This is a genomic window from Andreprevotia sp. IGB-42 (genome assembly GCF_009848685.1).
Lineage (GTDB): Bacteria > Pseudomonadota > Gammaproteobacteria > Burkholderiales > Chitinibacteraceae > Andreprevotia.
This window is the reverse complement of the sequence record NZ_WXTX01000004.1, coordinates 70,999-97,107: the sequence shown is the minus strand read 5'-3', so window position 1 is coordinate 97,107 and position 26,109 is coordinate 70,999. Positions and strand designations below refer to the sequence as shown.

The 26,109-nt window shown below is 61.9% G+C and carries 23 protein-coding genes; 13 read left to right on the top strand and 10 right to left on the bottom strand.

From position 1 onward, the window contains the following. Window positions 1-66 precede the first annotated feature (66 nt). The 8 genes from IGB42_RS07495 to IGB42_RS07460 all read right to left on the bottom strand — a co-directional run bounded on the left by IGB42_RS07495 (window position 67) and on the right by IGB42_RS07460 (window position 11,197). Window positions 67-1,008: an ABC transporter substrate-binding protein gene (locus IGB42_RS07495; RefSeq protein WP_174764182.1), complete on the bottom strand. Its 942-nt coding sequence runs from the start codon at window positions 1,006-1,008 to the stop codon at window positions 67-69. A 431-nt stretch (window positions 1,009-1,439) separates the two neighbouring features. Then, window positions 1,440-4,520: an EAL domain-containing protein gene (locus IGB42_RS07490; protein WP_159669352.1), complete on the bottom strand. Its 3,081-nt coding sequence runs from the start codon at window positions 4,518-4,520 to the stop codon at window positions 1,440-1,442. A gap of 77 nt (window positions 4,521-4,597) precedes the next feature. After that, the gene (locus IGB42_RS07485; RefSeq protein ID WP_159669350.1) at window positions 4,598-5,587 is read right to left on the bottom strand and encodes a septal ring lytic transglycosylase RlpA family protein; all 990 of its coding nucleotides are present in this window, start codon (window positions 5,585-5,587) and stop codon (window positions 4,598-4,600) included. 10 nt (window positions 5,588-5,597) lie between these two features. Next, the gene (rodA, locus tag IGB42_RS07480; RefSeq protein ID WP_159669349.1) at window positions 5,598-6,710 is read right to left on the bottom strand and encodes a rod shape-determining protein RodA; all 1,113 of its coding nucleotides are present in this window, start codon (window positions 6,708-6,710) and stop codon (window positions 5,598-5,600) included. After that, window positions 6,703-8,664 carry a penicillin-binding protein 2 gene (gene mrdA / locus IGB42_RS07475; protein WP_201799860.1) on the bottom strand — a complete coding sequence of 654 codons (1,962 nt, stop codon included), beginning with the start codon at window positions 8,662-8,664 and terminating at the stop codon, window positions 6,703-6,705. Before mrdA ends, rodA begins: the two co-directional genes overlap by 8 nt. Further along, on the bottom strand, window positions 8,661-9,167 hold the full coding sequence (gene mreD / locus IGB42_RS07470) for a rod shape-determining protein MreD (protein WP_159669348.1): 507 nt from the start codon (window positions 9,165-9,167) through the stop codon (window positions 8,661-8,663). The genes mrdA and mreD overlap by 4 nt, the downstream gene beginning before the upstream one ends. After that, entirely contained in the window at window positions 9,167-10,060 is an 894-nt protein-coding gene (gene mreC / locus IGB42_RS07465; protein WP_159669347.1) for a rod shape-determining protein MreC, read from the bottom strand. Before mreC ends, mreD begins: the two co-directional genes overlap by 1 nt. Window positions 10,061-10,153: 93 nt before the next feature. After that, window positions 10,154-11,197: a rod shape-determining protein gene (locus tag IGB42_RS07460; protein WP_084089026.1), complete on the bottom strand. Its 1,044-nt coding sequence runs from the start codon at window positions 11,195-11,197 to the stop codon at window positions 10,154-10,156. Window positions 11,198-11,345: 148 nt separating this feature from the next. Between IGB42_RS07460 and gatC the strand changes: the two genes are divergently transcribed. The 5 genes from gatC to gatB are packed head-to-tail and all read left to right on the top strand — an operon-like array spanning window position 11,346 to window position 15,956. Further along, on the top strand, window positions 11,346-11,633 hold the full coding sequence (gatC, locus tag IGB42_RS07455; RefSeq protein WP_159669346.1) for an Asp-tRNA(Asn)/Glu-tRNA(Gln) amidotransferase subunit GatC: 288 nt from the start codon (window positions 11,346-11,348) through the stop codon (window positions 11,631-11,633). Then, window positions 11,630-12,223 carry a D-sedoheptulose 7-phosphate isomerase gene (lpcA, locus tag IGB42_RS07450; protein ID WP_159669345.1) on the top strand — a complete coding sequence of 198 codons (594 nt, stop codon included), beginning with the start codon at window positions 11,630-11,632 and terminating at the stop codon, window positions 12,221-12,223. Before gatC ends, lpcA begins: the two co-directional genes overlap by 4 nt. 29 nt (window positions 12,224-12,252) lie before the next feature. Then, window positions 12,253-13,728 carry an Asp-tRNA(Asn)/Glu-tRNA(Gln) amidotransferase subunit GatA gene (gene gatA, locus IGB42_RS07445; RefSeq protein ID WP_159669344.1) on the top strand — a complete coding sequence of 492 codons (1,476 nt, stop codon included), beginning with the start codon at window positions 12,253-12,255 and terminating at the stop codon, window positions 13,726-13,728. Window positions 13,729-13,731: 3 nt separating this feature from the next. Next, entirely contained in the window at window positions 13,732-14,481 is a 750-nt protein-coding gene (locus IGB42_RS07440; protein ID WP_159669343.1) for a GNAT family N-acetyltransferase, read from the top strand. 35 nt (window positions 14,482-14,516) lie between these two features. Next, window positions 14,517-15,956 carry an Asp-tRNA(Asn)/Glu-tRNA(Gln) amidotransferase subunit GatB gene (gene gatB / locus IGB42_RS07435; RefSeq protein WP_159669342.1) on the top strand — a complete coding sequence of 480 codons (1,440 nt, stop codon included), beginning with the start codon at window positions 14,517-14,519 and terminating at the stop codon, window positions 15,954-15,956. A 267-nt stretch (window positions 15,957-16,223) separates the two neighbouring features. On the opposite strand, the gene IGB42_RS07430 is transcribed toward gatB, so the two are convergent. Together IGB42_RS07430 and nagA are read right to left on the bottom strand one after the other, a co-directional pair. Beyond that, window positions 16,224-16,469 (bottom strand): DUF1272 domain-containing protein, encoded by a 246-nt coding sequence (locus IGB42_RS07430; RefSeq protein ID WP_159669341.1) that lies wholly within the window; start codon window positions 16,467-16,469, stop codon window positions 16,224-16,226. 88 nt (window positions 16,470-16,557) lie between these two features. Further along, window positions 16,558-17,667 carry an N-acetylglucosamine-6-phosphate deacetylase gene (gene nagA, locus IGB42_RS07425; protein WP_159669338.1) on the bottom strand — a complete coding sequence of 370 codons (1,110 nt, stop codon included), beginning with the start codon at window positions 17,665-17,667 and terminating at the stop codon, window positions 16,558-16,560. A gap of 179 nt (window positions 17,668-17,846) precedes the next feature. Here nagA and IGB42_RS07420 point away from each other — a divergent pair, with 179 nt between their 5' ends. The 8 genes from IGB42_RS07420 (at window position 17,847) to IGB42_RS07385 (ending at window position 26,068) form a co-directional block, all read left to right on the top strand. Further along, window positions 17,847-18,476 carry a glutathione S-transferase family protein gene (locus IGB42_RS07420; protein ID WP_159669335.1) on the top strand — a complete coding sequence of 210 codons (630 nt, stop codon included), beginning with the start codon at window positions 17,847-17,849 and terminating at the stop codon, window positions 18,474-18,476. A gap of 129 nt (window positions 18,477-18,605) precedes the next feature. After that, window positions 18,606-19,628 (top strand): tRNA dihydrouridine synthase DusB, encoded by a 1,023-nt coding sequence (gene dusB / locus IGB42_RS07415; RefSeq protein ID WP_159670116.1) that lies wholly within the window; start codon window positions 18,606-18,608, stop codon window positions 19,626-19,628. Next, complete coding sequence (locus IGB42_RS07410) at window positions 19,625-19,879, top strand: helix-turn-helix domain-containing protein (RefSeq protein WP_159669332.1); 255 nt, start codon at window positions 19,625-19,627, stop codon at window positions 19,877-19,879. Before dusB ends, IGB42_RS07410 begins: the two co-directional genes overlap by 4 nt. Before the next feature lie 22 nt (window positions 19,880-19,901). Next, a complete protein-coding gene (gene purH, locus IGB42_RS07405) occupies window positions 19,902-21,464 on the top strand; it encodes a bifunctional phosphoribosylaminoimidazolecarboxamide formyltransferase/IMP cyclohydrolase (protein WP_159669330.1) in 1,563 nt (520 codons plus the stop codon). 103 nt (window positions 21,465-21,567) lie between these two features. Then, window positions 21,568-22,125, top strand: coding sequence for a peptide ABC transporter permease (locus IGB42_RS07400; protein WP_159669327.1), 558 nt, complete (start codon window positions 21,568-21,570; stop codon window positions 22,123-22,125). 23 nt (window positions 22,126-22,148) lie between these two features. Then, a complete protein-coding gene (purD, locus tag IGB42_RS07395) occupies window positions 22,149-23,423 on the top strand; it encodes a phosphoribosylamine--glycine ligase (protein ID WP_159669324.1) in 1,275 nt (424 codons plus the stop codon). 186 nt (window positions 23,424-23,609) lie between these two features. Then, a complete protein-coding gene (locus IGB42_RS07390; protein ID WP_159669321.1) occupies window positions 23,610-24,446 on the top strand; it encodes an ABC transporter substrate-binding protein in 837 nt (278 codons plus the stop codon). Window positions 24,447-24,697: 251 nt separating this feature from the next. Continuing rightward, on the top strand, window positions 24,698-26,068 hold the full coding sequence (locus IGB42_RS07385) for a triacylglycerol lipase (RefSeq protein ID WP_159669316.1): 1,371 nt from the start codon (window positions 24,698-24,700) through the stop codon (window positions 26,066-26,068). Window positions 26,069-26,109 lie beyond the last annotated feature (41 nt).

Here is a 26,109-nt window from a genome sequence, read left to right as displayed (position 1 = left end):
GGCTGCGCCAAGCGCAGAGCAAGCTGCTCAGCCGGCCGCCGCCCTTGGCAGCCGGCCGGCCGAGGCTCAGTTCTTCACCCAGCCCTGGTAAGTGGCGACGTTTTCCTTCGTGATCGGCGGGGTGGGCAGCATGGTCACTTTCTGTGCCGGCTTCCGGCCGTTCATGAGGCCGTAGCCGATCTTCACTGCCTCGCTCGACATCTTGTACGGGTTCTGTGCGGTGGTGACCGCGAACAGGCTGGCTTTGTCTTTCAGCGCGGCTTCCGCATCCGGTGCGCCATCGACCGAGGCCACCACTTTCACATCGGTGCGCTTGGCCTGTTTCACCGCCAGCTCGGCACCGATCGCGGACGGGTCATTGATGGCAAAAATCGCGTCGATCTTCGGGTTGGCGGTCAGCAGGTTGGACATCACGTCCATGCCGCCGTCGCGGCTGCCCTTGGCATCCTGGTTGTCCGACAGCACCTTGATGCCCGGGGTCTTGGCAAACTCGGCCTTGCAGCCTTTCACGCGGTCGATCACCGCGGTGACCGGTGGCCCGTTCACGATCACCACATTGCCCTTGCCGCCCAGCTTCTTGCTGATGAAGCGGCACGATTCGGTACCGGCCATCACGTTATCCGACATCACCGTGGCATCCGCGCCTTCCGCGCCCACGTCGACCGCCATCACCACGATGCCCGCGGCCTTGGCCTTGGCAAGCACCGGGGCGATGCCCTTGGGATCCACTGCGTTCACAAGGATGATGTCGACCTTGTTGGCGATGAAGTTCTCGATCTGCCCCACCTGGGTATTGAGATCGTACTTGCTCGATACCGTGGTGACCTTGGCGGCCGGGTTGATCTTTTTCGCGGTTTCCTCGGCGCCCTTGCCGATGGCTACGAAGAACGGGTTGGCCAGATCGCCCACCGACACACCGATTGCCTTGAGCGGTTTGTCCGCTGCTGCAACAGAACCAAGGCTCAATGCCATTGCGCAGCACAGCAGCGCGGGAAATGCACGGTTCATCTTTCGACTCCTTGAATGCATGGATGGTGGACGTTGCCCGCGCTGCCGCGTTCGATATGGTGCGTTTTACGGGTTTGTCAGTGCGAATTTGTAGAAAATGCACCGATATGTGCAAGGTTAAACGCAATATTCACCAAAATGCAACATGATGGCTGTGATTTTTGCATTTATTTTGTGCGAAATGCAAAGAAAGTCCAAAAATTGGTGCAATTTTATGTTTGAATTTGTTTGTTTTTTTGCTGGCCTATGATCTGCGTGGCGTGGCGTGGCGTGGCGTGGCGTGGCGTGGCGTGGCGTGGCGTGGCGTGGCGTGGCGTGGCGTGGCGTGGCGTGGCGTGGCGTGGCCGGCGCGCGAGCATGCGCCCCTTTGTCCCCGCAGTGATGGCCCCCGGTGGAGTGGGGGTAGACCGGGCCAGGCCAGCCCGGATGGGTCAGGAGATGGAGGCGACCGATGCGGGAAGGAACAGCCCGTCCGGGTTTTCCAGCATCTTGCGGAATTCCACGGTATTGAGCGGGCGGCTGAACAGGTAGCCCTGGATGGAGTCCGTCTGCGCGCGGCGCAGGAACTCCAGCTGCAACGGGGTTTCCACGCCTTCGGCCAGTACCGACATGCCCAGCGTTTTGCCCAGGCCGATGATGGCCAGCACGATGGCGGCATCGTTGGCATCGGATGCCAGGTCGCGCACGAAGCTCTGGTCGACCTTGAGCTTGTCGAACGCAAAGCGCTTCAGGTAAGACAGGCTGGAATAGCCGGTACCGAAGTCATCGATAGACAGTTTCACGCCCAGGCGCTTGATGCCATGCAGCATCGCCATCACGTGCTCGACTTCCTGCATCACCACCGATTCGGTGACTTCGATTTCCAGGTATTGCGGCGCCAGCCCGGCGCTGGACATCGCGTCCGAAACGATTTCCAGCAGGTTGGACTGGTGCAGCTGCAACGGAGACAGGTTGACCGCAATGGTGATGGCCGGCAGCCCGGCCGCCTGCCAGGCCGCCGCGTGACGGCAGGCTTCCTGCAGCACCCAGTTGCCGATCGGCACGATCATGCGGCTTTCTTCCGCCACCGGGATGAACTTGGCCGGTGAGATCAGCCCCTGCTCCGGGTGATTCCAGCGGATCAGCGCTTCGGCGCCGATCACGCGGTTGTCTTTCAGGCTGACCTGCGGCTGGTAATACAGCTCGAACTCACCGTTGACCAGCGCATGGCGCATGCTGGTTTCCAGCCCCAGGCGCTCCGATGCGCGGATGTTCATGTCGGCGGTGAAGTACTGGAAGTTGTTGCGGCCGTTCGATTTGGCCTGGTACATGGCCACGTCGGCATTGCGGATCAGCGTATCCGGGTCGTCGCCATCGTCAGGGAATACGCTGATGCCGATCGACGTGGTGGTGGCAAAACCACCCGCTTCCAGCTCGAACGGTTCCGCGAAGGTCTGCAGCAGGTGCTCGGCGGTATCGCCGGCCTGCATCGCGTCCTTGATCTCGGTCAGTACCAGTACGAATTCATCGCCGCCCAGCCGCGCCAGGATATCGGAGCGCCGCACGATCTTGCGCAGCCGCTCTGCCACCTGGTTCAGCACCTGGTCACCGGCGGCATGGCCCAGCGAATCGTTGATGGTCTTGAAGCGGTCCAGATCAAGGAACAAAACGGCCAGTTTGCGACCAAAGCGCTCGGATGCGGCTACGGCAAGGCGCAGTTCGTCGCGCAGCAGGTTGCGGTTGGCCAAACCGGTCACGCTGTCGAAGTTGGCCAGTTCGGTGATGCGTTCCTGTGCCTCCTTGCGCTCGGTGATGTCGGTCATGGTGCCGATCAGCCGGGTAGGGCGATTGCGGTTGTCGAACTCCACAAAACGGCCCTGCGACTGGAACCAGCGGTAGATGCCGGTCTTGATCTTGCGGCGGAATTCGATGCTGAACTGCTGCAAGGCGCCGGTGTAGTAGTCACGGAACGCACCGATCACCATGTCGCGGTCGGCGGGGTGCAGTTGATCCTTCCATTTGTCGAAGGTCTCGATCAGCTCGCCGGGCTCGAAGCCCAGCAAGCGGTCATATTCCGGGCTGGTAACAGCGTTGCGGCGGTTATCCAGTGGCATGTCGAACAGGCCGGTGCTGGATGCTTCCAGCGCCAGACGCAGTTGCTGTTCGCTCTTGATGATGGCTTCTTCGGCCAGCCTGCGCTCCGAGATGTCCCGCACCACCGCACAGTTGTATTCCTGCCCCTTGAAGAGGATATGGTTGGAATACACCTCGGTGGGGAATTCCTCGCCAGCGCGCGTGCGCAGCGTGATTTCGTCGAACAGGTGTTTTTGCGCGCGCAGCTTGTCCCAGAACTTGGGCCATGCATCACTGCGGAAGGTGGGGTTGATGTCGCGAAAACGCATGCGCAGCAGCTCGCCCTCCACGTAGCCCAGCCGGTTGCACGCGGTGGCATTCACGTAGCGGATCTGCCCGTTCGGATCCAGCCACACGGCAAGGTCAGCACCGCGCTCCACCGCTACCTTGGTCAGGTACAGGTCGGCCTCGGTTTTTTCCTGGTGCTGGATCTGGCGCAGCAGGTACAGCAGCAGCAAGGAGCCGGACAATACCGCCAGCGCGCTGATGCTGCCGTTGATCCAGCTTTCCTGCCGCCATGGTTTCAGTACCGTCTCGCGGTCTATGCCCACCATGATGCCCAGCGGCAAACCGGAAACACGGCGCCAGCCGTAAATGCGCGTGACGTGATCGGCCGCGCTGGTTTCGGTGTATACGCCGCTTTCGCCCTGGCGAAACGCATTCTCGAAGAACTTCTTGCTGGAAAGATCAAGCCCCGTCGTCTGGGTATTGGCCGGAAAATGCGCGAGCGACAGGCCGTCGTCACGGAAGATATCCAGCACCACCGGACGGTTCTGGCTGACGTTCTGGTAAATGCGCTGGAAGTAATTCGGGTACAACCCCGCCATCAGCACGCCGACAAAATGCCCTTGCCGGTCTGCCAGTGCGGTGCTGACCGGGATCACATTGGTGCTGCCCGTGGGGTCCGGCTGCTGCTCGGCAATGTAATACGGGCTGGCCGGTTGTGAACGCGCTACGCGGAAATAGTGAGACTGGCCGACATTGTGCGGCGGCGGCGGGTGAATCAGGCTGGAGGCCGCCAGCAGGCCATCATCGTAGGCGACGGCAAAGGTGGATAGCTGCGGCGCGCGGTTCATCTGGCGCACCAGGTAGGCGTGCAGACAGGCGCTGTCCCGCGTGGTGAGGCACAGCTTGAACACATCGTCCTGCTGGATGGTGAACAGCGCGTTGACCGTCCCATCCAGTGTGCGGCCCACATGCTCGTCCACCGTCTGCGCCAGCGTCAGCATTTGCTGCTCGGCCGTGGCAATGGTTTCCTGGTAGCCGCGATAGATGGACCAGCTGACGGCAGCGGCAACGAACAGCAGCACGCTCATTGACAGTGCAATGAGCACATGGCGGATCTGACCGAAAGAGCGCAGGCTTTCCTGCTCGGGCTGGCTGGCCACTGCGCGTGCCACAGAAGTGTTCCTTGCTACGTAGGAAGTTCATTTTTGGGCGAAAGCCTGCCCATTGCAACCAAGTGCTGCCGCGGTTGTTATTTAGCCACGACCGCTTGCAAGTTGTGCTCGCCCGTGATGCGCTCCGCCGCTGCCAGCGCCGCTTGCCGATCCGGATACGGCCCGAGGCGTACACGATGCAGGTTGGCGCTGGACTGGATCAGTACCTGCTTGTTGCCGTCATCGACAAGGCGTGCCCATTTCTCGCGGAATGCCTCGGCATTGCCCAGGTTGCCGAACGCGGCAAGCTGCAGGTAGACGCCATCCTTGGCGGTGCTGACCGGTACTTTCTCCGGCTGTGCGGCGGTGGGCGCTGCGGGCTGCGGTGCCGGCGTCACGCGTGCCGATGCTGCGGCCACTGCAACCGGCGCATCGCCGGGCAGCAGGCTTTCCACCTTGAGCTCGGTGCTGCCGTTCATTGCGTAGCCCAGCCGGCAGGCGGCAAGGAAGGAGAGATCCATCACGCGGCCCTTGTGGAAGGGCCCTCGGTCGTTTACGCGTACGATCACGCTGCGGCCATTCTTGACGTTGGTGACACGCGCATAGCTGGGAATGGGCAGGATGGGGGATGCGGCCGTCATCTGGAACATGTCGTAGACCTCGCCGCTGGAGGTCTTCTGGCCGTGGAACTTGCGGCCATACCACGAGCCCATGCCCTGCTCGGTGAGCGAGCCGGGCGTCTTGAGCGGGGTGAAGCTCAGCCCCAGTACTGTGTACGGGTTGTTGGCGTAGCGGTGCAATGGCTCCCAGCGGGGGATCGGCTCGGGCGTCAGGTCCAGGCTGGCTGGCAGCTGATCCATCGGGCCGTCGTCCTTGTAGAAGCCGCCCTTGCCGGCGCCACTGGGCGCATAGGTGCAGGTGTATGCGGATGGTGTACCGGCTTGGGGAATCGCCGGGGCAGCGGGCTTGCCGGTATCGGGGCGTTCCGCCACCGGTGCGTTCTGGCGCGGCGGTGAACCGCAGGCGGCCAGCAGCAGCGCAAACAGTGCAATGGACCGCCTTGCGGTCATCAGTTTCCAGTGCGCCACGCTTTTTTCCTCACACCTTCATCAATTTTCTATCGCGACCTATGCTCATCAGGATGCCGAAGCCGGTCAGGATGGACAGCATGGACGTACCGCCGTACGACACCAGTGGCAAGGGCACGCCTACTACCGGCAGTATGCCGGAGACCATGCCCATGTTGACGAATGCATAGGTGAAGAAGGTCAGCGTGATCGAGCCTGCCAGCAGGCGGCCGAACAGCGTGGATGCGTTCATGGCGATGGTGAGGCCGCGGGCAATTACCAGCAGGTACATCACCAGCAGCACCACATTGCCCGCCAGGCCGAATTCCTCGCCGAACACCGCGAAAATGAAGTCGGTGGTGCGTTCGGGAATGAAATCCAGGTGGGTTTGCGTGCCGTTGAGCCAGCCCTTGCCCACGAGGCCACCAGAGCCGATGGCGATGGTGCCCTGGATGATGTGGTAACCAGCGCCCAGCGGATCTTCCATCGGGTCGATCATCGTGGCCACGCGGCGGCACTGGTACTCGTGCAGCAGGTGTACGCACAGGTCCCAGTGGGTGACGGTATAGGCCACGCCGCCGGCGGCCAGTACCAGCAAGCCGATCAGCTTCCACGGCAGGCCGGCAAAGAACAGGATATAGAAACCCGAAGCGGCGATCAGCAGGCCGGTGCCGAGGTCGGGCTGCTTGAGGATCAGGCCGACCGGGATCAGCATCAGCAGCAGCGCCACCAGGAAGTGCCGCCAGTTCAGGTTGGCCTCGAAGTGATGGAAATACCATGCCAGCATCAGCGGCAATGCAATGCGCATCAGCTCGGATGGCTGGATGCGCGTGACGCCGATATTGAGCCAGCGCGTGGCGCCATGGCTGGTCACGCCAAAGAACTGCACCCCCAGCAACAGCAGCACCGCGAACAGATAAGCCGGCAACGCCAGCCGCATCAGATTCTGCTGCGAGATATTGGCTACGCACCACATGGTGACTACGGCGATGCCCATGAAGGTGAGCTTGTCGGTCACCTTGTCCATGTCGCGGTTGGATGCGGAGTACAGCACCACCACCGACAGCACCAGTACCATCAGCGTGAACACCAGCAGCCACGGATCGACCGGGCGCTTGATGCCGTCCCAGAGCCGCTTAATCATCGGTGGCATTCTCCACATCGGATGCATTGATGGCTGGCGCAGTCGGCGCCTTGCCGGTCAGGTAGAAATCGAGCACCTGGCGCGCGATCGGCGCGGCGGTGGCGGCACCGAAGCCGCCGTTCTCCACCAGTACCGCCAGCGCAATGGTCGGATTGCTGGCTGGCGCATAGGCAATGAACCATGCATGGTCGCGCAGGTGTTTCTTGGTGCCCGATTCGGAATACTTGGCGCCTTTCAGGCTGAACACCTGCGCGGTACCGGTCTTGCCGGCCGCTTCGTACTGCGCGCCGGCAAAGGCGCGTGCGCCGGTGCCTTCCTTGATCACGCCCGCCATCGCGCGGTGGATGACAGCCAGGTTTTCCGGCTTGAGCGGAATGGTTTTCACCGGCGTAGGCTCTACCGGCGTCCTGCTGCCCTTGCCGGCGTCCTCGATGAATTGCACCAGGTGCGGTTTGAACATCACGCCGTTGTTGGCCAGCGTGGCGGTGGCATGCGCCATCTGCAGCGGCGTATAGGTGTTGTAACCCTGGCCGATACCGATCGAGATGGTTTCACCCGCATACCATTTTTGCTGCGCCGGGTTCTTGAAGCGCTTTTTCTTCCATTCCTGGCTGGGCAGCACGCCGGGCTGCTCGCCATCGATATCCACGCCGGTGGGCTGGCCGAAATCGAACAGCCGCATGAAGTGCGAGATGTTGTCGATGCCCATGCTGCTGGCCAGCGAGTAATAGTAGGTATCGCACGAAATCACGATGGAGCGGTACATGTCGACCATGCCGTGGCCGCCCACCTTGTCGTCGCGGAACTGGTGGCCGCCGAACCAGAAGAAGCCCGGGTCGGCAATGGTGGCGCCGGCGGTGCGGAAACCGCCTTCCAGTGCGGCCAGCGCCATGAAGGGCTTGAAGGTGGAGCCGGGCGGATAGGTACCGCGCAGCGCACGGTTGTTCAGCGGTTTGTCCGGCGATTCGTTCAGGTCTTTCCAGTTTTGCGGATCGATCCCGTCCACGAACAGGTTGGGGTCGTAGCCGGGCTTGGAAACCAGTGCCAGCACGCCGCCGGTTTTCGGGTCGATGGCGACCAGCGAGCCGTTGTTCTCGCCAAAGGCTTTTTCGGCGATTTCCTGCAGCTTGATGTCGACCGACAGCACCAGGTTCTTGCCCGGTGTCGGCTGGATGCGGCGCAACGTGCGGATGGCGCGGCCGCCCGAATCGATTTCCACTTCTTCGAAACCGGTGGTGCCGTGCAGCTGTTCTTCGTAGAACTGCTCGATGCCCACCTTGCCGATATGGTCGGTGCCGCGATAGTTGGCAGTTTCGCCGGCGTTTTCGAGATTGATGATGTCCTTGTCGTTGATGCGGCCGATGTAGCCGATCAGATGGCTGGCCAGCTCGCCCAGCGGGTAATGGCGGAACAGACGCGCTTTGACCTCGACCCCGGGAAACTGGTAGCTGTTGGCGGCAAAGCGCGCTACTTCCTCATCGGTCAGCCGTGTCTTGATCGGCAGCGATTCGAACTCCTTGGTTTCCTCCATCAGCTTCTTGAAGCGGCGGCGGTCCTTGGGGGTGATCTCGACGATGTGGTTCAGCCGCTCAATGCTCTGTTCCAGCTCGTCCGGCAGCTTGGACGGCGTGATTTCCAGCGTGTACGCGGAGTAGTTGTGCGCCAGCACCACGCCGTTGCGGTCCTTGATGATGCCGCGCGACGGCTGCACCGGCACCAGCGAAATGCGGTTGGCCTCGGCCATGGTCTGGTATTTTTCGTGCTGCAGTGCCTGCAGCCACACAAAACGCGCCAGCAGGCAGCCGAACAGCGTCAGCACGAACAGCGCGGCCGCCAGGATGCGCAACTGGAACGCATAGCGTTCAGCGTTTGCGTTTCTCAGTTCATTGCTGGCAGGCGCGCGCATGCGCCCCTTGACCGGCTTGGAGAACATCGCACGATGGCGGGATTTCATAGATTGACGGTGACGGGCTTGCGCTGGTGAGACAGCATCAGGTTACACAGGGGCACCCACAGTACTGCGGCCAGCACGTTGCCGACGAAATAGGTCCAGCCCACGAAGGCGGCACCCAGGCTGAGCTGGATCAGCACCATCAGCGTCTGGCCCAGCGTGAGCAGGCCCAGTACCACCAGTGCCTGCTGCCAGAACGGAAACACCGCGATCAGCCGCTGGCGCGACAGCGCGAGGTAGGCCACCACGGTATACGCCAGCGCGTGCTGGCCCAGCACGTTGCCGTCGCCCACGTCCATGATGATGCCAAGGATGAAGGCGGTGGCGATGCCGATGCGGCGTGGCTGGTTCAGCGTCCAGTACACCACCATCATGGCCACGAAATCGGGGGCCAGATTGGCAATCTTCGCCTGCCATGGCAGCAGGTTGATGAGCAGCGCCAGCGCAAAGCTGAACAGGATGAACGAGATGCTGACCGGGCGGAGCAGCTGACGGGTAACGGGCATCAGCGACCTTTCTTCTTGGCGGCCGGTGCAGACGCGGCCTCTTCAACGGGATACGCCGGGCGCGACGACGGCGCATCCAGCAGCAGCAGGAAGCGGTGACGGTCGATTTCGGCCACCGGCTCGCACAGGATGCGCGCAAACGATGTGGCCTGGCGATCGATCTTCACCACCTTCGCCACCGGCAGCCCGGCAGGGTAGATGCCATCGATGCCCGAGGTATGCAGCACATCGCCCACCTGGATATCGACGTTGGGCGCCAGGTTGTGGATCTCCAGCATCTGCTGGCGGCCCATGCCGTACACCACGGTGCGCATGCGCGTACGTTCGATTTCTACCGGTACCATGTGGTTGCGGTCGGAAATCAGCCGCACTTCGCTGGTCAGTGGTTGCACGCGCACCACCTGGCCGACCACGCCACGGCTGTCGAGCGCGATTTGCCCTGCCTGCACGCCCTGTTGCTCGCCGCGGTCGACGATCAGCTTGGCGGAGAACGGGTCGCGGCCGTTGTACAGCACCTCGGCCAGCTGGCTGGGGCGCGGCTGGCTGGCTTGCGCGGTAGTGAGCTTGCGCAGGTGGCTGTTTTCTTCTTCCAGTGCCTTCAGGCGCATTTCCTGTGCCCTGGCTACCAGCTGGGCATCGTGCAACTGGCGGTTCTCGGCCTGCAGTTCGGCCTGGCGGGTGAGGAAATCATTGGCTGAGTGCAGCGCGGCGAACGGCGCAGTGGCCAGCCATTGCAGCGGATACAGCATGATGGAAACCTGCTCGCGCACGCGGCCCAGCATGCCGTAGCGGGCATCGCCGATGACGAGTGCCAGCGAGAGCACAGAAAAGACCAGAAGCCGCGTAAGCGGCTTCGGACCTTGCTTGAAAAAAGCGGGTTGGTTCGATTGCATTGATGAGCGAGGGCCCGGGTAATGCATCCGCCGGCAAGCTGGGCTGCCGGTACATCAAGGCGGATACGGTGTGCGCTGGCTCTCGCGCCCCACTTAGTCGTTGGTGAAGATGGCAGTAGCCTTGTCGAGCTTTTCGAGCGCCTTGCCCGAGCCGCGCACCACGCAGGTGAGCGGATCATCGGCAACGATCACCGGCAAGCCGGTTTCTTCCATCAGCAGGCGATCCAGATCGCGCAGCAGCGCGCCGCCACCGGTCAGTACCATGCCTTTTTCGGCAATATCCGCGCCCAGTTCGGGCGGGGTTTGCTCCAGCGCCTGCTTCACCGCGGAAACGATCTGGTTCAGCGGCTCGGTCAGTGCTTCGAGAATTTCGTTGCTGGAAATGGTGAACGAGCGCGGAATGCCCTCGGCCAGGTTGCGGCCTTTCACTTCCATTTCACGCACTTCGGCGCCCGGGAAGGCGGAGCCGATGCGCTTCTTGATGTCTTCTGCGGTGGTTTCACCGATCAGCATGCCGTAGTTGCGGCGGATGTAGTTGATGATGGATTCATCGAACTTGTCGCCGCCCACGCGCACGCTGGATGCATACACGATGCCGCCCAGCGAGATCACGCCCACTTCGGTGGTGCCGCCGCCGATGTCCACCACCATCGAGCCGGTGGCTTCTTCAACCGGCAGCCCGGCACCGATGGCCGCTGCCATCGGCTCTTCGATCAGCTCGACCTTGCGAGCACCGGCGCCAAGCGCCGATTCGCGGATCGCGCGGCGCTCAACCTGCGTGGAGCCGCAGGGTACACAGATCACGATGCGGGGCGGGGAGCTGAACAGGCGGCTGGGGTTCACTTTCTTGATGAACTGCTTGAGCATCTGTTCGGTGATGGTGAAGTCGGCGATCACGCCGTCTTTCATCGGGCGGATGGCGTTGATGCTGCCCGGGGTGCGGCCAAGCATCTTCTTGGCTTCGGCACCGACGGCCAGGATGGTTTTCTTGCCCGACGGGCCGCCTTCCTGCTGGATGGCGACAACCGAGGGTTCATCAAGCACGATACCTTTGCCCTGCATGTAAATCAGCGTATTGGCGGTACCAAGGTCAATCGCAATATCGTTGGCGAAATAGCCGGAAAGGAGACCAAACATCGTGTGCTCGCAATGGTGAATTCTGGGTAGGGGAGTTGCGCCCCGGCGCAGGCTGGCAGGGTGGCCCGGCGGTTTGGGCGAATCAAGGGCGGTATGATACCCTAAGGCGCTGACGTTAATGAAGGTTTAGAAGGGGAGAATTACCGCTATGTCCCTGTCTCTGGATGACGTACGGCGTATTGCCAAACTGGCCCGCATCGCGGTTTCCGATGCCGAAGTGGCCGCAACACAGACACAGCTTAACCGCATCTTCGGCCTGATCGAAGAAATGCGCGCCGTTGATACCTCCGGCATCGAGCCGATGGCGCATGCACAGGATGTTGCACTGCGGCTGCGGGCCGATGCCGCCACGGCTGTTGATCGCCGCGAGGCGTTCCAGGCGGTGGCCCCGCTGGTGGAAAACGGGCTCTACCTCGTGCCCAGGGTGCTCGAGTGAGCCGCGCCGCGCAGCATTTTCGCGAAGCTGCCGAACTCCTGAACCGCGTGCTGGCAGACGACCGTTTTTTCGATGCCGTGCAGCAGGCGGCCGATACGCTGGTGACCAGCTTCAAGGCGGACGGCAAGGCGATTTCCTGCGGCAACGGTGGCTCGCATTGCGATGCCATGCACTTTGCCGAGGAATTGTCTGGCCGCTACCGGGATGATCGCCCCGCGATGCCGGCCATGGCCGTCACCGATCCCTCGCACATCACCTGCGTGGGCAACGATTACGGCTTCAACGAAATCTTTGCCCGCCACGTGGCGGCGTTCGGCCGGCCGGGCGATGTGCTGTTCGGCATCACTACCAGCGGCAACTCCGCCAACGTGATCCGCGCGGTAGAAGAAGCCCGCAAGCGCGACATGAAGGTCATCCTGCTGATGGGCAAGGACGGTGGCAAGCTCAAGGGCGTGGCCGATGTCGAAATCATCGTGCCGCACTTCGGCTACGCCGACCGCATCCAGGAAATCCATATCAAGGTCATCCACACCCTGATCGATCTGATCGAGCAGGGCATGGGCTATGGCAGCGCTGCCAGCCCGGACTGATCGAAGCCCATACTGAAGCCAAAGACATCATGACTGTACGCACTCTCAAAGCGCTTTCCGGCCTGCTCGCCACCGGCAAGACCTCGGCGGTTGAACTGGCGCAGGATTACCTCACCCGCATTGATCAGCTGAACCCGGTGCTCAATGCCTTCATCACCGTCGATGCCGACAAGACGCTGGCCGAAGCCCGCGCCGCCGATGCCACTCGCGCCGCCGGTAATGCCGGCCTGCTGACCGGCGTGCCCATCGCACACAAGGACATCTTTTGCGCCGAAGGCTGGAAAACCAGCTGTGGCTCGAAAATGCTCGACAACTTCGTGTCGCCGTACGACGCCACAGTGATCGAGAAAACCCGTGCCGCCGGCCTCGTCACGCTGGGCCGCCTGAACATGGACGAATTCGCCATGGGCTCGTCCAACGAAAACAGCTTCTACGGCGCGGTGAAAAACCCGTGGGATCTGCTGGCAGTACCCGGTGGCAGCTCGGGGGGCTCGGCCGCTGCGGTGGCCGCAGGCCTCGCGCCGGTGGCCACCGGTACCGATACCGGCGGCTCCATCCGCCAGCCGGCAGCGTTTTGCGGCATTACCGGCATCAAGCCCACCTATGGCATCGTCAGCCGCTACGGCATGGTGGCGTTTGCGTCGTCGCTGGATCAGGGCGGGCCGCTCGCACATACCGCCGAAGATTGCGCGCTGATGCTCAACGTGATGGCCGGGTTCGACGAGCGCGATTCCACCAGCCTCGAACACGCCAAGGAAGATTACACCCGCGATCTGAACCAGCCGCTGGCCGGCCTGCGCGTGGGCCTGCCGCGCGAATACTTTGCCGAGGGCCTGGCGGCCGATGTGGCCGGCGCGATCGAAACCGCGATTGCCGAGCTCAAGAAGCTGGGCGCCACCGTGGTGGAAATCAGCCTGCCCAATACCCGGCTGGCGATCCCGTCCTACTACGTGATTGCTCCGGCCGAGGCATCGAGCAACCTCAGCCGTTTTGATGGTGTGCGCTATGGTCACCGTGCCGCGAAATTCGATCACCTGGTCGAGCAGGGTGCATCGCCGCTGGACGCGATGTACATGCAAAGCCGCGCCGAGGGCTTTGGTGACGAAGTGAAGCGCCGCATCCTGACTGGTGCCTATGTGCTGAGCCATGGCTACTACGATGCCTACTACCTGCAGGCACAGAAAATCCGCCGCATCATTGCCAATGATTTCCAGGCGGCGTTTGCGCAGTGCGATGTGATTGCCGGCCCGGTGGCCCCCAATACCGCGTGGAATCTGGGCGAGAAAAACGCCGACCCGGTCGCCATGTACCTCGAAGACATCTACACGCTGGGCGTGAACCTGGCCGGCTTGCCGGGCATGAGCGTGCCGGTGGGTTTCGGCAGCAACGGTCGCCCGGTAGGCATGCAATTGATCGGCAACTATTTTGCCGAGGCGCGCATGCTGAACGTGGCGCATCAGTACCAGCAAGTGACCGACTGGCACACCAGGGCGCCGACGCTGTAAGGGATGGCCGTGGCCACTGCGCATATCCCCCACCTCGAAACGCTGACGCTGTCAGCATGGCCGGCGCTCAGCACCGAATGGCTCGATGGCTGGGTACTGCGTTTTGCAAGCGGTTATACCAAGCGCGCCAATTCGGTCAGCCCGCTGCATGTGGGGGTGTTGCCCGATGAGGCAAAGCTGGCATATGTGGAAGCGCGCTACCACGCGCAAGGCCAGCCGGCCGTTTTCAAGCTGACCGCCGCAGTGTCAGCGCTGGATGCATTGCTGGTGCAACGGGGTTACGAAGAGATTGACCGTTCCAGCGTGCAGACGCTGGCACTGAGCCCCGCGCATGCAGTGGCTGATGTTGCGGTCACGTTGTGGCAGGTGCCCGACGGCGCGTGGTTTGCCGCATTTGCCGCGCTGAGCAATCTGGACGCCGCCCAGCAGCACACCGCCCGGCAGATGCTGGCCGCGTATGCGTGCCCGGTGGCGTTTGGCGCGGTGCTGGAACAGGGCCGTATCGTGGCTTGCGGGTTTGCCGTCAGGCAATGGGACAGCGTGTTGCTGTTCGACATCGTGACCGACCCGGCCTTGCGCCGCCGTGGCCATGCCCGTCGGCTGGTTGCCAGCCTGCTGGCCTGGGGCTACGAAACTGGTGCCGCGCAGGCGGTGCTGCAGGTGGTGGCTGCCAACGCGCCGGCCGTGGCGCTGTATGCCGGGCTGGGTTTTGCAGAGCAATATCAATATTGGTATCGCCGTCAGCCACGCTGACGACGATCAAACGACAGTAAAAGAGAGCAGACACCATGAAATGGGAAGTCGTCATCGGGCTGGAAGTGCATACCCAGCTCACTACGCAATCGAAGATTTTCTCCCCGGCCAGCACCGCCTTCGGCGCGGCCCCCAATACGCAGACTGCCGTGGTGGATATCGCTTTGCCGGGCGCGTTGCCGGTGATGAACCGGGCCGCGGTCGACAAGGCCATCCAGTTTGGCCTGGCTATCGGTGCCAAGGTCAACCGTCGCTCGGTGTTTGCCCGCAAGAATTACTTCTATCCCGACCTGCCCAAGGGCTACCAGATTTCGCAGTTCGAGCTGCCGGTGGTGGAAGGTGGTGCGATTACCATCAATGTGGATGGCGTGGACAAGGTGATCAACCTGACCCGTGCGCATCTGGAAGAAGATGCCGGCAAATCGGTGCATGAGGATTTCCACGGCCACAGCGGTATCGATCTCAACCGCGCCGGCACGCCGCTGCTGGAAATTGTTTCCGAGCCGGAAATGCGCTCCGCCGCCGAAGCTGTCGCGTACGCCAAGGCGCTGTACAGCCTGGTGACGTGGATCGGTATCTGCGATGGCAACATGCAGGAAGGCAGCTTCCGCTGCGACGTGAACGTGTCGGTGCGCCCGTTCGGCCAGGCCGAATTCGGCACCCGCCGCGAGATCAAGAACCTGAACAGCTTCAAGTTCATCGAGCAGGCGGTGCACGCCGAAGTGCGCTACCAGATCGAGCTGATTGAAGACGGTGGCAAGGTGCAGCAGGCTACGGTGTTGTTCAACCCGGACACCGGTGAAACGCGCTCGATGCGCAGCAAGGAAGATGCGCACGACTATCGCTACTTCCCCGATCCCGATCTGCCACCGCTGGTGATCGGCGAGGATTGGATCGAGCGCGTGCGCAGTGAGCTGCCTGAATTGCCGGCCGCCATGCAGGCGCGCTTCGTATCGCAATATGGCATTCCGGCCTACGATGCCAGCACGCTGACGTCGTCCAAGGCGCTGGCTGGGTTTTTTGAGGCCACCGTTGCCGCTGGCGCGGATGCCAAGCTGGCATCCAACTGGATCATGGGCGATGTATCGGCCACGCTGAATCGCGAAGAGAAAGGCATCGAAGCCAGCCCGGTTTCGGCCGTGGCTTTGGCCAGCCTGATCAAGCGCGTGATGGACAACACCATCAACAACAAGACCGCCAAGGATGTGCTGAAGAAGATGTGGGAGTCTGGTGCGACTGATCCATCGGTGGCAGACGCCATCATCGAGCGCGATGGCCTGAAGCAGGAAAGCGATACCGGCGCGATCGAAGCCATTGTGGATGCCGTGCTGGCTGCCAACCCCAAGGCGATCGAGGAATATCGTTCGGGCAAGGAAAAGGCACTGAATGCGCTGGTGGGGCAGGTGATGAAGGGCAGTGGTGGCAAGGCCAACCCGGCGATGGCATTGGAATTGTTGAAGAAGAAAGTGGGCTGAGTAGGCTCATATTCAACAAAAAGCGGGCTGTGGCCCGCTTTTTGTTTTGGTGCCCTAACCGTAGCCGCAGCATTCACGATCATCGTTGGTGGATCGTTTGCTCCTGCCGGTGGCGTGCTATCTGTCGTCGTTGGACGTTATTCAACCTGGAAAGTTGGACGGCCGCAGTATGCTTTGTTCACTGGCTTGCCAAGCGGCGGTTGAAGTGGCGTGAAAGCGTCACTGGCGCTTGGACTGGAGGCGTGGCGGCCGCAACTTGCCCGCTAATCATGCCACCGCTGCGCACCCCGCAGGCTTGTAAATCCGCTCCGCCGAAGCCGGATTGCCCAGCAGCTTCTGCGCAGAGCGCCGTGGCCGGGCTACCAGCTCGCCACTGCAGTTGGGGCAGACGGCCTGCAGGTGGGCAGTGCAGTCGGCGCAGAACGTGCATTCGAATGAGCAGATGTATGCCACATCCCGCTCCGGAGCCAGGTCGCGGTTGCAGCATTCGCAGTTGGGGCGCAGTGCCAGCATGGTGTGTACTCCTGTTGAGATCGCTTCACCATAAGGCAGACGGCCATGGCCCATGCGCCAGTCTGCCATCAAATCCTGCCACGCCGATTCACGGTGCCAGCGTCAGATCGACCGCTTCTCCTTCCACGTAGACCGCCTTCACCCGCAGATCCCGATCCAGCACCACCGCATCACCCCAAGCACCCTGCGCCAGCCGGCCACGGTCTGCCAGACCCAGGTAATCGGCCGGGTTGCGCGAGATACGGCTGGATGCGTCGGCGATGCTCAAGCCCAGGGAAACGAGATTGCGCAGCACCACGTCCATGGTCAGTGCGCTGCCGGCCAGCGTGCCATCCGGCAGGGTGACGGCGCCCAGGCACTTGGTGACGGTGCGGCCGCGCCGCGTATACGAGCCATCGGGCAGGCCGGCGGTCTGCGTGGCGTCGGTCACGCAATACAGCTTGGGGATGCTGCGCAGCGCCACCTTCATCGCGCCGGGATGCACGTGGATCAGGTCCGGGATCAGCTCGCTGTACTGTGCGTGCGCCAATGCGGCGCCCACCATGCCGGGCGCGCGGTGGTTCAGCGGTGTCATCGCGTTGTACAGGTGGGTGAAGCCGGCCACGCCGTTTTCCAGCGCCTGTACGCCTTCCTCGTAAGTGCCCAGCGTGTGGCCGATCTGCACGCGCACGCCGCGCTCGGCCAGCGTGCGGATGATGGCTTCGTGTCCGGCAATTTCCGGTGACAGCGTCACCACCTTGACCGGCACCAGCCGCATGTATTCGTCCAGCTCTGCCAGCACGGCAGGCCGTACTTCATTGGGCAGGCCGCCTAGCCGGCCCGGGTTGACGTACGGGCCTTCCAGATGCACGCCCAGCGTGCGGGCGGCATTGGCGGGGCGCCGGGTAATCGGGCCGGCCAGCTCGGCCAGCAGCGCGGCCAGCTTTTCATGCGTGGTACAGACGGTGGTGGCCAGCAGGCTGGTGGTGCCGTGCTGTGCGTGCAGCCTGGCAATACGCGTGGCGGCTGTGGCGCCGTCCATGGTGTCCAGCCCCAGCGCGCCGTGGATATGCAAGTCGATGAAGCCGGGCAGGATGTAGTCATGGCCGTTGCCGGCCGGATCACGCGGCACGCCGCCCAGCATGGCAATGCGGCCATGGCCGAAAGCCAGCTGGCCGTGGCGCCAGCCGTCAGGGGTGAGGATGTTGCCGCTGAGCATGCTGCTCTCCGCTTGATGGATTGGATACCGCATATCGTCAGATGCTGATGTAAGCCGCGCAAGTCAAGAAACGTAACAATGGCTGCTACCGTACATATCCACCACAACTGCTGCTGTGTGCGCATCCCGGTATCGCCTAATCTGATGCAAACTTGTGCTGTGCTTTTACGGAGCTTTCCATGCAACTCATCATTGGCAACAAGAAGTATTCATCGTGGTCATTGCGGCCGTGGCTGGCGCTCACCCATGCCGGCATCCCGTTCGAGGAGCGCCTGATCAACCTGTACGATGCTGGCAGCCGTGAGCTGCGCCTTACCATCACGCCCACCGGCAAGGTGCCCGCGCTGGTGGACGGCGATCTGGTGATCTGGGAAACACTGGCGATTGCCGAATACCTGGCCGAGAAATACCCGCAAGCGCAGCTGTGGCCGGCTGATGCAAAAGCCCGCGCAGTGGCGCGTGCCGCGTGTGCGGAAATGCACGCCGGCTTCGTGCCGCTGCGCTCGTTGTGCAATATGGACCTATCGCAACGCAAGCAGATCGAGGTGCCTGCCGATGTACAGGCCGATGTAGACCGCATCGTGGCGCTATGGGCCGATTGCCGCGCGCGCTTTGGCCAGGGCGGGCCTTTCCTGTTCGGTGCATTCAGTTGGGCCGATGCGTTCTTCGCGCCGGTGGCTACGCGTTTTCGTACCTATGGTATTGCGCTGCCGGCCGATGCGCAGGCGTATGCCGATCTGCTGCTCGGTCTGCCCGCGTTCAAGGCATGGGAAGCGGCTGGCCTGGCCGAGCCTTGGTCGGACCAGTGAAGCAGCGCTTGCGCTGAGCGGATACCGGATAAAAACCGCCTGCCACGGGGCGGTTTTTATTTGCCTAAAAAATAGGCAGGCGGTAGAATGCGCCCCTCTCGCGTTACCCAGCTACCCCGTACATTCCGCATGCGTATCGGCCCCTACCAGCTTGCCAACAATCTGATCGTCGCCCCCATGGCCGGCGTGACGGACAAGCCTTTCCGGCAGTTATGCAAGCGTTTTGGCGCCGGGCATGCGGTCAGCGAGATGATCACGTCCGATCAATCGCTGCGCCTGACCAAAAAGACTCAGCGCCGCGCCGATTTCGATGGCGAGCTCGCACCCATCTCGGTACAGATCGCCGGGTCGGACCCGGCGCAGCTGGCCGAAGCCGCGCGCTACCAGGTGGACAACGGCGCGCAGATCGTCGACATCAATATGGGGTGCCCGGCCAAGAAGGTGTGCAACAAGCTGGCGGGATCGGCCTTATTGCAGAACGAGGCGCTGGTGGGCGACATTCTGCACGCGGTGGTCAGCGCGGTGGATGTGCCCGTCACGCTGAAAACCCGGCTGGGCTTTTGCAACGGCGAAGAGAACATCCTGCGCGTGGCACGCATGGCCGAGGATGCCGGCATTGCCGCGCTGGCCATCCACGGCCGCACGCGGGAAGACATGTACAACGGCGATGCGCGTTACGCGCTGATCCACGAAGTGAAGCAGCAACTGCGTATTCCGGTGATCGCCAATGGCGATATCGGTACCCCGCAAAAGGCCGCCGAGGTACTCCGTGCCACGGGCGCGGACGCCATCATGATCGGCCGCGCCGCGCAGGGGCGGCCGTGGCTGTTCCGTGAAATCGGCCATTACCTGGCCACCGGCGAGCTGTTGCCACAGCCGGCGGTGGCGGAAATACGCGATGTACTGATCGAACACCTGGATGGGCTCTACAGCCATTACGGCGAGTACTCGGGTTGCCGCATCGCCCGCAAGCATATCGCCTGGTACACCAAGGGGCTGCGCGGCGGCAATGAATTCCGCCAGACCATGTACAAGCTGGAGTCCACCACAGAACAACAACAGGCGACGCGCGGGTTTTTCGAACGGCTGCTGGCAGCAGGCGAGCGATTGACCTACGACGTGGACCTTGCAGCAAATCAGGGAGAAATATGAATCAGCAAGACCGCGATCTGATCGTTGATCCGATTGCCGAGGCGATCAAGACCTCGCTCGAACAATATTTTCATGACCTCGACGGCGAAGCGCCGTGCGCGGTTTACGACATGGTGCTGGCACGGGTGGAAAAACCGCTGCTGACGCTGGTGCTTGAGCGCGTGGACGGGAACCAGACCCGTGCGGCGGAGATGCTGGGCATCAACCGCAATACGCTGCGCAAGAAGCTGCAAACCTACGATCTTCTGTAAATACAATAAACAGGTGCAAGAGATGAGCAAAATCACCCGGGCGCTGATCAGCGTTTCCGACAAGACCGGCGTACTCGAGTTTGCCAGGGCGTTGTCCGCGCAAGGCGTCGAGATTCTTTCCACCGGCGGTACTGCCAAGCTGTTTGCCGAAAACGGTGTGCCGGTGATCGAAGTGGCCGATTACACCGGCTTCCCGGAAATGCTCGACGGCCGCGTGAAAACGCTGCACCCCAAGATCCACGGCGGCATCCTTGGCCGGCGCGATCTCGACAGCCATGTTGCCAAGATGGCCGAGCACGATATCGGCAACATCGACCTGGTGTGCGTGAACCTGTACCCGTTCGAAGCCACCATCGCCAAGCCCGATTGCAGCTTTGACGATGCGATCGAGAACATCGACATCGGTGGCCCGGCCATGGTGCGCTCTGCCGCCAAGAACCATGCGCACGTCGCCATCGTTACCGATGCCGCCGATTACGCCACGCTGGTGGAAGAAATGCACGCCAACGGCGGCGCACTCACGCTGGCCACGCGCCGCAACCTGGCCAAGAAGGCATTCAGCCACACCGCCGCCTACGATGGCGCGATCTCCAATTACCTGACCGCACTGACCGATGACGGCGAAAAAGCTGCGTTCCCGAACCGCCTGAACGTGCAGTTCGAAAAAGTGCAGGACATGCGTTACGGCGAAAACCCGCACCAGGCTGCGGCGTTCTACCGTGACCTGCATCCTGCTGCCGGTTCGCTCGCCAACTACAAGCAGTACCAGGGCAAGGAACTGAGCTACAACAACATCGCCGATGCCGATGCCGCGTGGGAAGCCGTCAAGCAGTTCACCAAGCCGGCCTGCGTGATCGTCAAGCATGCCAACCCGTGTGGCGTGGCGGTGGCTGCCGATCCATACAGCGCGTACCAGCTGGCATTCGCTACCGATACCACCAGCGCATTCGGCGGCATCATCGCGTTCAACAAGCCGATCGATGTCGATACCGTCGAAGCGGTATCCAAGCAGTTCATGGAAGTGCTGATCGCCCCGGGCTATTCGCCGGAAGCACTGGCCCTGCTGGCCAAGAAAGTGAACGTGCGCGTGCTGGAAGTGGCCATCGAAACCGGCGAGAACAAGTTCGACCTGAAGCGCGTTGGCGGTGGCCTGCTGGTGCAAACCCCGGATACCCACACGCTGACACTGGCCGACCTCAAGGTCGTCACCAAAATCCAGCCCACCGAGCAGCAGCTGCAAGACCTGCTGTTTGCCTGGAACGTGGCCAAGTTCGTCAAATCCAACGCCATCGTATTCTGCGGCAAGGGCCAGACGCTGGGCATCGGTGCCGGCCAGATGAGCCGCGTCGACAGCACCAAGATCGCTGCAATCAAGGCCAAGCATGCCGGCCTCAACCTGCGTGGCTCGGTGGCCGCATCGGATGCGTTCTTCCCGTTCCGCGATGGCGTGGATGTGATTGCAGAAAACGGCGTGGCCGCCATCATCCAGCCGGGTGGTTCGGTGCGCGACGACGAGGTGATTGCCGCTGCGGATGAGCACGGCATTGCCATGGTGGTCACCGGTATCCGCCACTTCCGCCATTGATGTGCACACAAGGCGGCGCACATCGGCCAGCAGGCCGGAGTGTTGCCGTCATTTTGCCTTGCAATACTGTGAACCAAACCCCGATCCGGGACAGAGATAACAGATGAAAAAACTGCTTGCCCTGCTTTGCCTGGTTGCAGCCCTGCCAGCGTATGCGATCGACTGCGGAAACATGGGTGAATGGCTGGGCAGCGGTTGCCAGCGCATTGCCGATACCTATGAACAGGGCTCTCCCGACCTTTACCTCAGCGGCTACGCCTGGCACGACCCGAATACCTATACCGACGAGAAGCTCGATGAGCTCAACAGCAAGGCATGGGGGCTGGGTTTCGGCAAACATGTGACCGATGCCGATGGCAACCAGGACATCGTGTACGGCATGATCTTCTCCGATTCGCACAAGGATCCGCAGATCAATGTCGGCTATGGCCGCATCTGGTACTGGAACGTGGTGGGCCCGATGTCGGCGGGCCTGGGCTACACGGTGGGCCTTGTCAGCCGCCAGGATATCTATGGCGGCATTCCCTTCCCGATCGCGTTGCCGCTGGTGTCGATCAAGGCGGACCGCGTATCGCTGATGGGTACTTTCATTCCCAAGCTCGGTGGCGGCCTGAACCATGGCAATGTCGCGTTCTTCTTTGGCCGCGTCGAGCTGCAGTAAGCTGTTTCAACAGGATTCAAACCATGAATATTCTCGTAATCGGCTCCGGTGGCCGCGAGCACGCGCTGGCGTGGAAAATTGCCCAGAGCGACCGCGTTGCCAAGGTGTTCGTTGCGCCGGGCAATGCCGGTACCGCGCTGGAAAAAGACCTGACCAACGTCGATGTCACCGCCATTCCCGATCTGGTGGCATTTGCCCAGCGCGAAAACGTGTCGCTGACCGTGGTCGGCCCCGAGGCGCCGCTGTCGCAAGGCGTGGTCGATGCGTTCCGCGCTGCCGGCCTCAAGGTATTCGGCCCCACGCGTGCCGCCGCACAACTGGAATGGTCGAAGGATTTTGCCAAGGCGTTCATGAAGCGCCACGGCATTCCCACCGCCGACTATGAAACCTTCGGTGATGCGGCTGCTGCACACGCATATATCGATGCCAAGGGCGCACCGATTGTCATCAAGGCCGATGGCCTTGCCGCCGGCAAGGGCGTGGTGGTGGCGCTGAACGCTGAAGAAGCGCATGCCGCCATCGACATGATGCTGGCCGACAACAAGTTTGGCGATGCCGGCGCCCGCGTGGTGATCGAAGAATTCCTCGATGGCGAAGAAGCCAGCTTCATCGTGATGGTCGATGGCAAGAATGTGCTGGCAATGGCCTCCAGCCAGGACCACAAGCGCCTGCTCGACGACGACCAGGGCCCGAACACCGGCGGCATGGGCGCATACAGCCCGGCCCCGGTAGTGACGCCGGAAATCCACGCACGCACCATGCGCGAAGTGATTTTGCCCACAGTGGCCGGCATGGCGCGCGATGGCGTCGAGTTCACCGGCTTCCTGTATGCCGGGCTGATGATCAACGCGGAAGGCGCGGTGAAGGTGGTGGAGTACAACTGCCGCTTTGGCGACCCGGAAACCCAGCCCATCATGCTGCGCCTGAAGAGCGATTTCGTGACCCTGCTCGAGCATGGTGTGAACGGCACGCTGGATCAGGCGGAAGCCGAGTGGGACCGCCGCGTGGCGATGGGCGTGGTACTGGCCGCGGCCAATTACCCGGATACCCCACGCAAGGGTGACGTGATCAGCGGGCTGGACAAGCAGTATGCCGATGCGCACGTATTCCACGCCGGTACGGCGCAGAATGCCGCCGGTGATGCCACCACAAGCGGCGGCCGCGTGCTGTGCGCCACGGCATTCGGCGAGAGCTACAAGGCGGCGCAGAAGCGCGCCTACGAAGTGGTTGCCGATCTGCATTTCGACGGCATGCAGTACCGCAGCGATATCGGCTGGCGCGCGATCAACCGCAAATAGACGTTGTGTGTATGAATGAAAGCCACCTCTCGGGGTGGCTTTTTCATATCCGTTTGTTGCGGGTGCGACACGCGGCCTACCGTGCATGGCGCGGCATTTTTCGCCGTTATGGCTCATGCCATTCAGGTATTGCCATCGGCTACGCGGCAGCGCTAGCCTGTGGCATATCCCGCTCAGGAACACGCGATGCGCGTACTGCTATTTGTGCTGTTTTGCTGCCCGGCCTGGTTGTATGCACAGACCGGCACGCTGGTTTTTGCCTATCCGGAACGGGAAAAACCGCCGCTGATTGCCGAGGCGCCGGACAATCACGGCCTGTACCTGGATCTGTATGCCGCTGCGGCCAGAAAAATCGGCATGCAGCTGAAGGTGGTGCGCTTGCCCAAGAAGCGTATTTTCTCCGAAATGCGGGCGGGCACGGTCGATCTCTATTCCGGTTCGTTTGCCGCAGACCGGGCTGACTTCATGAACTGGGCGGAGAACGGGTTGGTTACGCGCGAGCTATGCATCACCCGTGATGATGTGGCGCCGCTAACCGATCTCGATCATGCGCCGCGCCTGCGGCTGATCGTCGAGATCGGCGATAGCCGGACCACGCTCGATGCCCGATACCCGGCGCTGATCCCCACCACACTGGGCGCCAGGATCGATATGCCGCTGGCGGTGAAGTTGCTGCAGGGCAAGCGGGGCGATCTGTTCCTGATCGAAGAGGAGCCGTTCCTGCATTACATGCAGCAAAAGCACCTGACCTCGCTGGCGCCGTTGGGGTTACGCGCACATACGCATTGCCGTGGGCCGGCTTATCCGATGCTGATGGGGGTATCGCGCTTTTCCAGCCATTACGGTGGGGTCAGGAATCCGCTGTTCGATGCCCGGGCACCGTTGTCAGCCCATAACCTGCCTGAGCGGATTGCACCGGATTCAACGGCCGGCAAACTGGCGAATGCGTTGCAGCAAATGAAAGCCAGTGGCGAAACCCGGCAATTGGCAGACAAATATCTGGCGCGGCCTGCCGGATATTGAAACCGGATGGGCATGGCAGGACAACGCATCATCCATGCGGCTGCTGGCCATCTGCCACGCGTTCTTGCCAAGGCATCCGGGCGCCGCAATGGCCGATGGGCCTGAACGAAGCCGGACGCATACCAGCAGATCGGCCTGATCTGTCCGATCAAGCGCAAGCAGCCGCCATGGCGACAAGCCGCAATGGCGATAGCCGGTCATTTGTCAGACCATTCACTATGCTGCAAGTAAAAGGGCGAGAAAAAACCAAGATGAAAATGATCCTGTGGCGAATGGTATTGGGTGGATTGCTGTTGCAATTGCTGGCGTGTGCGCCGATAAAACGCATGGTCAGACTGGAAGAAAATCTGGATACTTTTGAAACACAGGGCGCGATTGCCGGCGCAGTCTGGCTGACGGATGTTCCTGCGGAGCAGGCCGGTCTGGTTCTGTATGAAATGGCTACGCCCATGCGCGAAGTTGCCCGCCTGCATGGCGATGACGCAGCGCATTTCGGTTTTCTGGTCCCGATGGGGCGGCGTTATGTGCTTGCCGCTTTCTGGGATAAAAACGGCAATGGCAAGCCGGACAACGGTGAAGCCACCCAGCTGGCTGGTTGGCCGGATGGCCTGTTGATGGAGGCCGGCGAAACGCGCTATCAGCAGATCAACCTTAGCAGCCGATCACCTGCTGCTCCGGCACAACTGCAGCAACCCGGTGGCTTGCAGGCTGCTGCTGACGGCATCAGCAGCTTCCCTTTCTTTGCCGGGCGTGAAGCAGACTGGGGAGAGCGCAGTTTCAACCGGCAATCGGGTACTCAAGGCGTATGGGCGCCGCTCGATTTCATCGCCCACAATGGCGTGGGCATTTATTTCTTCGAGCCCTATCGCAAAGACAAGATTCCGGTGCTGTTCATTCATGGCTCCGGTGGTTATCCGCAACAGTGGCGGCAATTCATCACCGGCATGGATCATGACCGTTACCAGCCCTGGGTATTCAATTACCCCAGCGGCATACGGCTGGCCACCAGTGCGGATGCGCTGGTCGAGCTGATCGCCAAGCTCCAGCATGATCATGGCTTCAGCGACATGATCATTGTTGCCCACAGTGTGGGCGGCTTGGTGGCCCGGCAAACGATCCTGCTGGCGGAGCAACGGCTGCCGCAACAGCCGGTACGCCAGTTGCTGACGCTTTCCACCCCATGGGGTGGGCATACGCTGGCAGAGCTGGGCCTGGAGAAAGCGCCGGTGGTGGTACCTTCCTGGCAGGATCTGGCGCCGGGCAGCGACTTCCTGCAGCAACTGTTTGCCCAGACCTGGCCACAATCGGTATCCCATTACCTGATGTTCAGCTACCGTGGCCGCAACTTGTGGCTACCCGGCAACAGCGATGGATCGGTATCCATTTCGAGCCAGTTGCTGCCGCAGGCACAGCAGGCGGCGACCCGGATCATCGGTTACGACGAAACGCATGTTTCAATCCTGAACAGTGATGCGGTTCTCAAGCAGGCAATGCGCTGGTTCCAGTCAGTCTCCGTGGATGCGGGATGTACTGGCGTTGCCACCTTGCCGCAGGGATGCCTGCGCCAGGTGGCAACACGTCACGATAGCACCCGGTTGGTGCCCGGTTCTGCCACACAGTGAAAAGCCGCCTGACCGAAGCCAGGCGGCTATTGCAGATTCCT

Excerpts from the sequence above, each read along its gene's own strand:
- IGB42_RS07495 (WP_174764182.1), bottom strand. The coding sequence starts at position 1,008 with ATGAACCGTGCATTTCCCGCGCTGCTGTGCTGCGCAATGGCATTGAGC.
- rodA (WP_159669349.1), bottom strand. The coding sequence starts at position 6,710 with ATGATTAAGCGGCTCTGGGACGGCATCAAGCGCCCGGTCGATCCGTGG.
- mrdA (WP_201799860.1), bottom strand. The coding sequence starts at position 8,664 with ATGAAATCCCGCCATCGTGCGATGTTCTCCAAGCCGGTCAAGGGGCGC.
- mreD (WP_159669348.1), bottom strand. The coding sequence starts at position 9,167 with ATGCCCGTTACCCGTCAGCTGCTCCGCCCGGTCAGCATCTCGTTCATC.
- mreC (WP_159669347.1), bottom strand. The coding sequence starts at position 10,060 with ATGCAATCGAACCAACCCGCTTTTTTCAAGCAAGGTCCGAAGCCGCTT.
- IGB42_RS07460 (WP_084089026.1), bottom strand. The coding sequence starts at position 11,197 with ATGTTTGGTCTCCTTTCCGGCTATTTCGCCAACGATATTGCGATTGAC.
- gatC (WP_159669346.1), top strand. The coding sequence starts at position 11,346 with ATGTCCCTGTCTCTGGATGACGTACGGCGTATTGCCAAACTGGCCCGC.
- gatA (WP_159669344.1), top strand. The coding sequence starts at position 12,253 with ATGACTGTACGCACTCTCAAAGCGCTTTCCGGCCTGCTCGCCACCGGC.
- IGB42_RS07440 (WP_159669343.1), top strand. The coding sequence starts at position 13,732 with ATGGCCGTGGCCACTGCGCATATCCCCCACCTCGAAACGCTGACGCTG.
- gatB (WP_159669342.1), top strand. The coding sequence starts at position 14,517 with ATGAAATGGGAAGTCGTCATCGGGCTGGAAGTGCATACCCAGCTCACT.
- IGB42_RS07430 (WP_159669341.1), bottom strand. The coding sequence starts at position 16,469 with ATGCTGGCACTGCGCCCCAACTGCGAATGCTGCAACCGCGACCTGGCT.
- nagA (WP_159669338.1), bottom strand. The coding sequence starts at position 17,667 with ATGCTCAGCGGCAACATCCTCACCCCTGACGGCTGGCGCCACGGCCAG.
- IGB42_RS07420 (WP_159669335.1), top strand. The coding sequence starts at position 17,847 with ATGCAACTCATCATTGGCAACAAGAAGTATTCATCGTGGTCATTGCGG.
- dusB (WP_159670116.1), top strand. The coding sequence starts at position 18,606 with ATGCGTATCGGCCCCTACCAGCTTGCCAACAATCTGATCGTCGCCCCC.
- IGB42_RS07410 (WP_159669332.1), top strand. The coding sequence starts at position 19,625 with ATGAATCAGCAAGACCGCGATCTGATCGTTGATCCGATTGCCGAGGCG.
- purH (WP_159669330.1), top strand. The coding sequence starts at position 19,902 with ATGAGCAAAATCACCCGGGCGCTGATCAGCGTTTCCGACAAGACCGGC.
- IGB42_RS07400 (WP_159669327.1), top strand. The coding sequence starts at position 21,568 with ATGAAAAAACTGCTTGCCCTGCTTTGCCTGGTTGCAGCCCTGCCAGCG.
- purD (WP_159669324.1), top strand. The coding sequence starts at position 22,149 with ATGAATATTCTCGTAATCGGCTCCGGTGGCCGCGAGCACGCGCTGGCG.
- IGB42_RS07390 (WP_159669321.1), top strand. The coding sequence starts at position 23,610 with ATGCGCGTACTGCTATTTGTGCTGTTTTGCTGCCCGGCCTGGTTGTAT.
- IGB42_RS07385 (WP_159669316.1), top strand. The coding sequence starts at position 24,698 with ATGAAAATGATCCTGTGGCGAATGGTATTGGGTGGATTGCTGTTGCAA.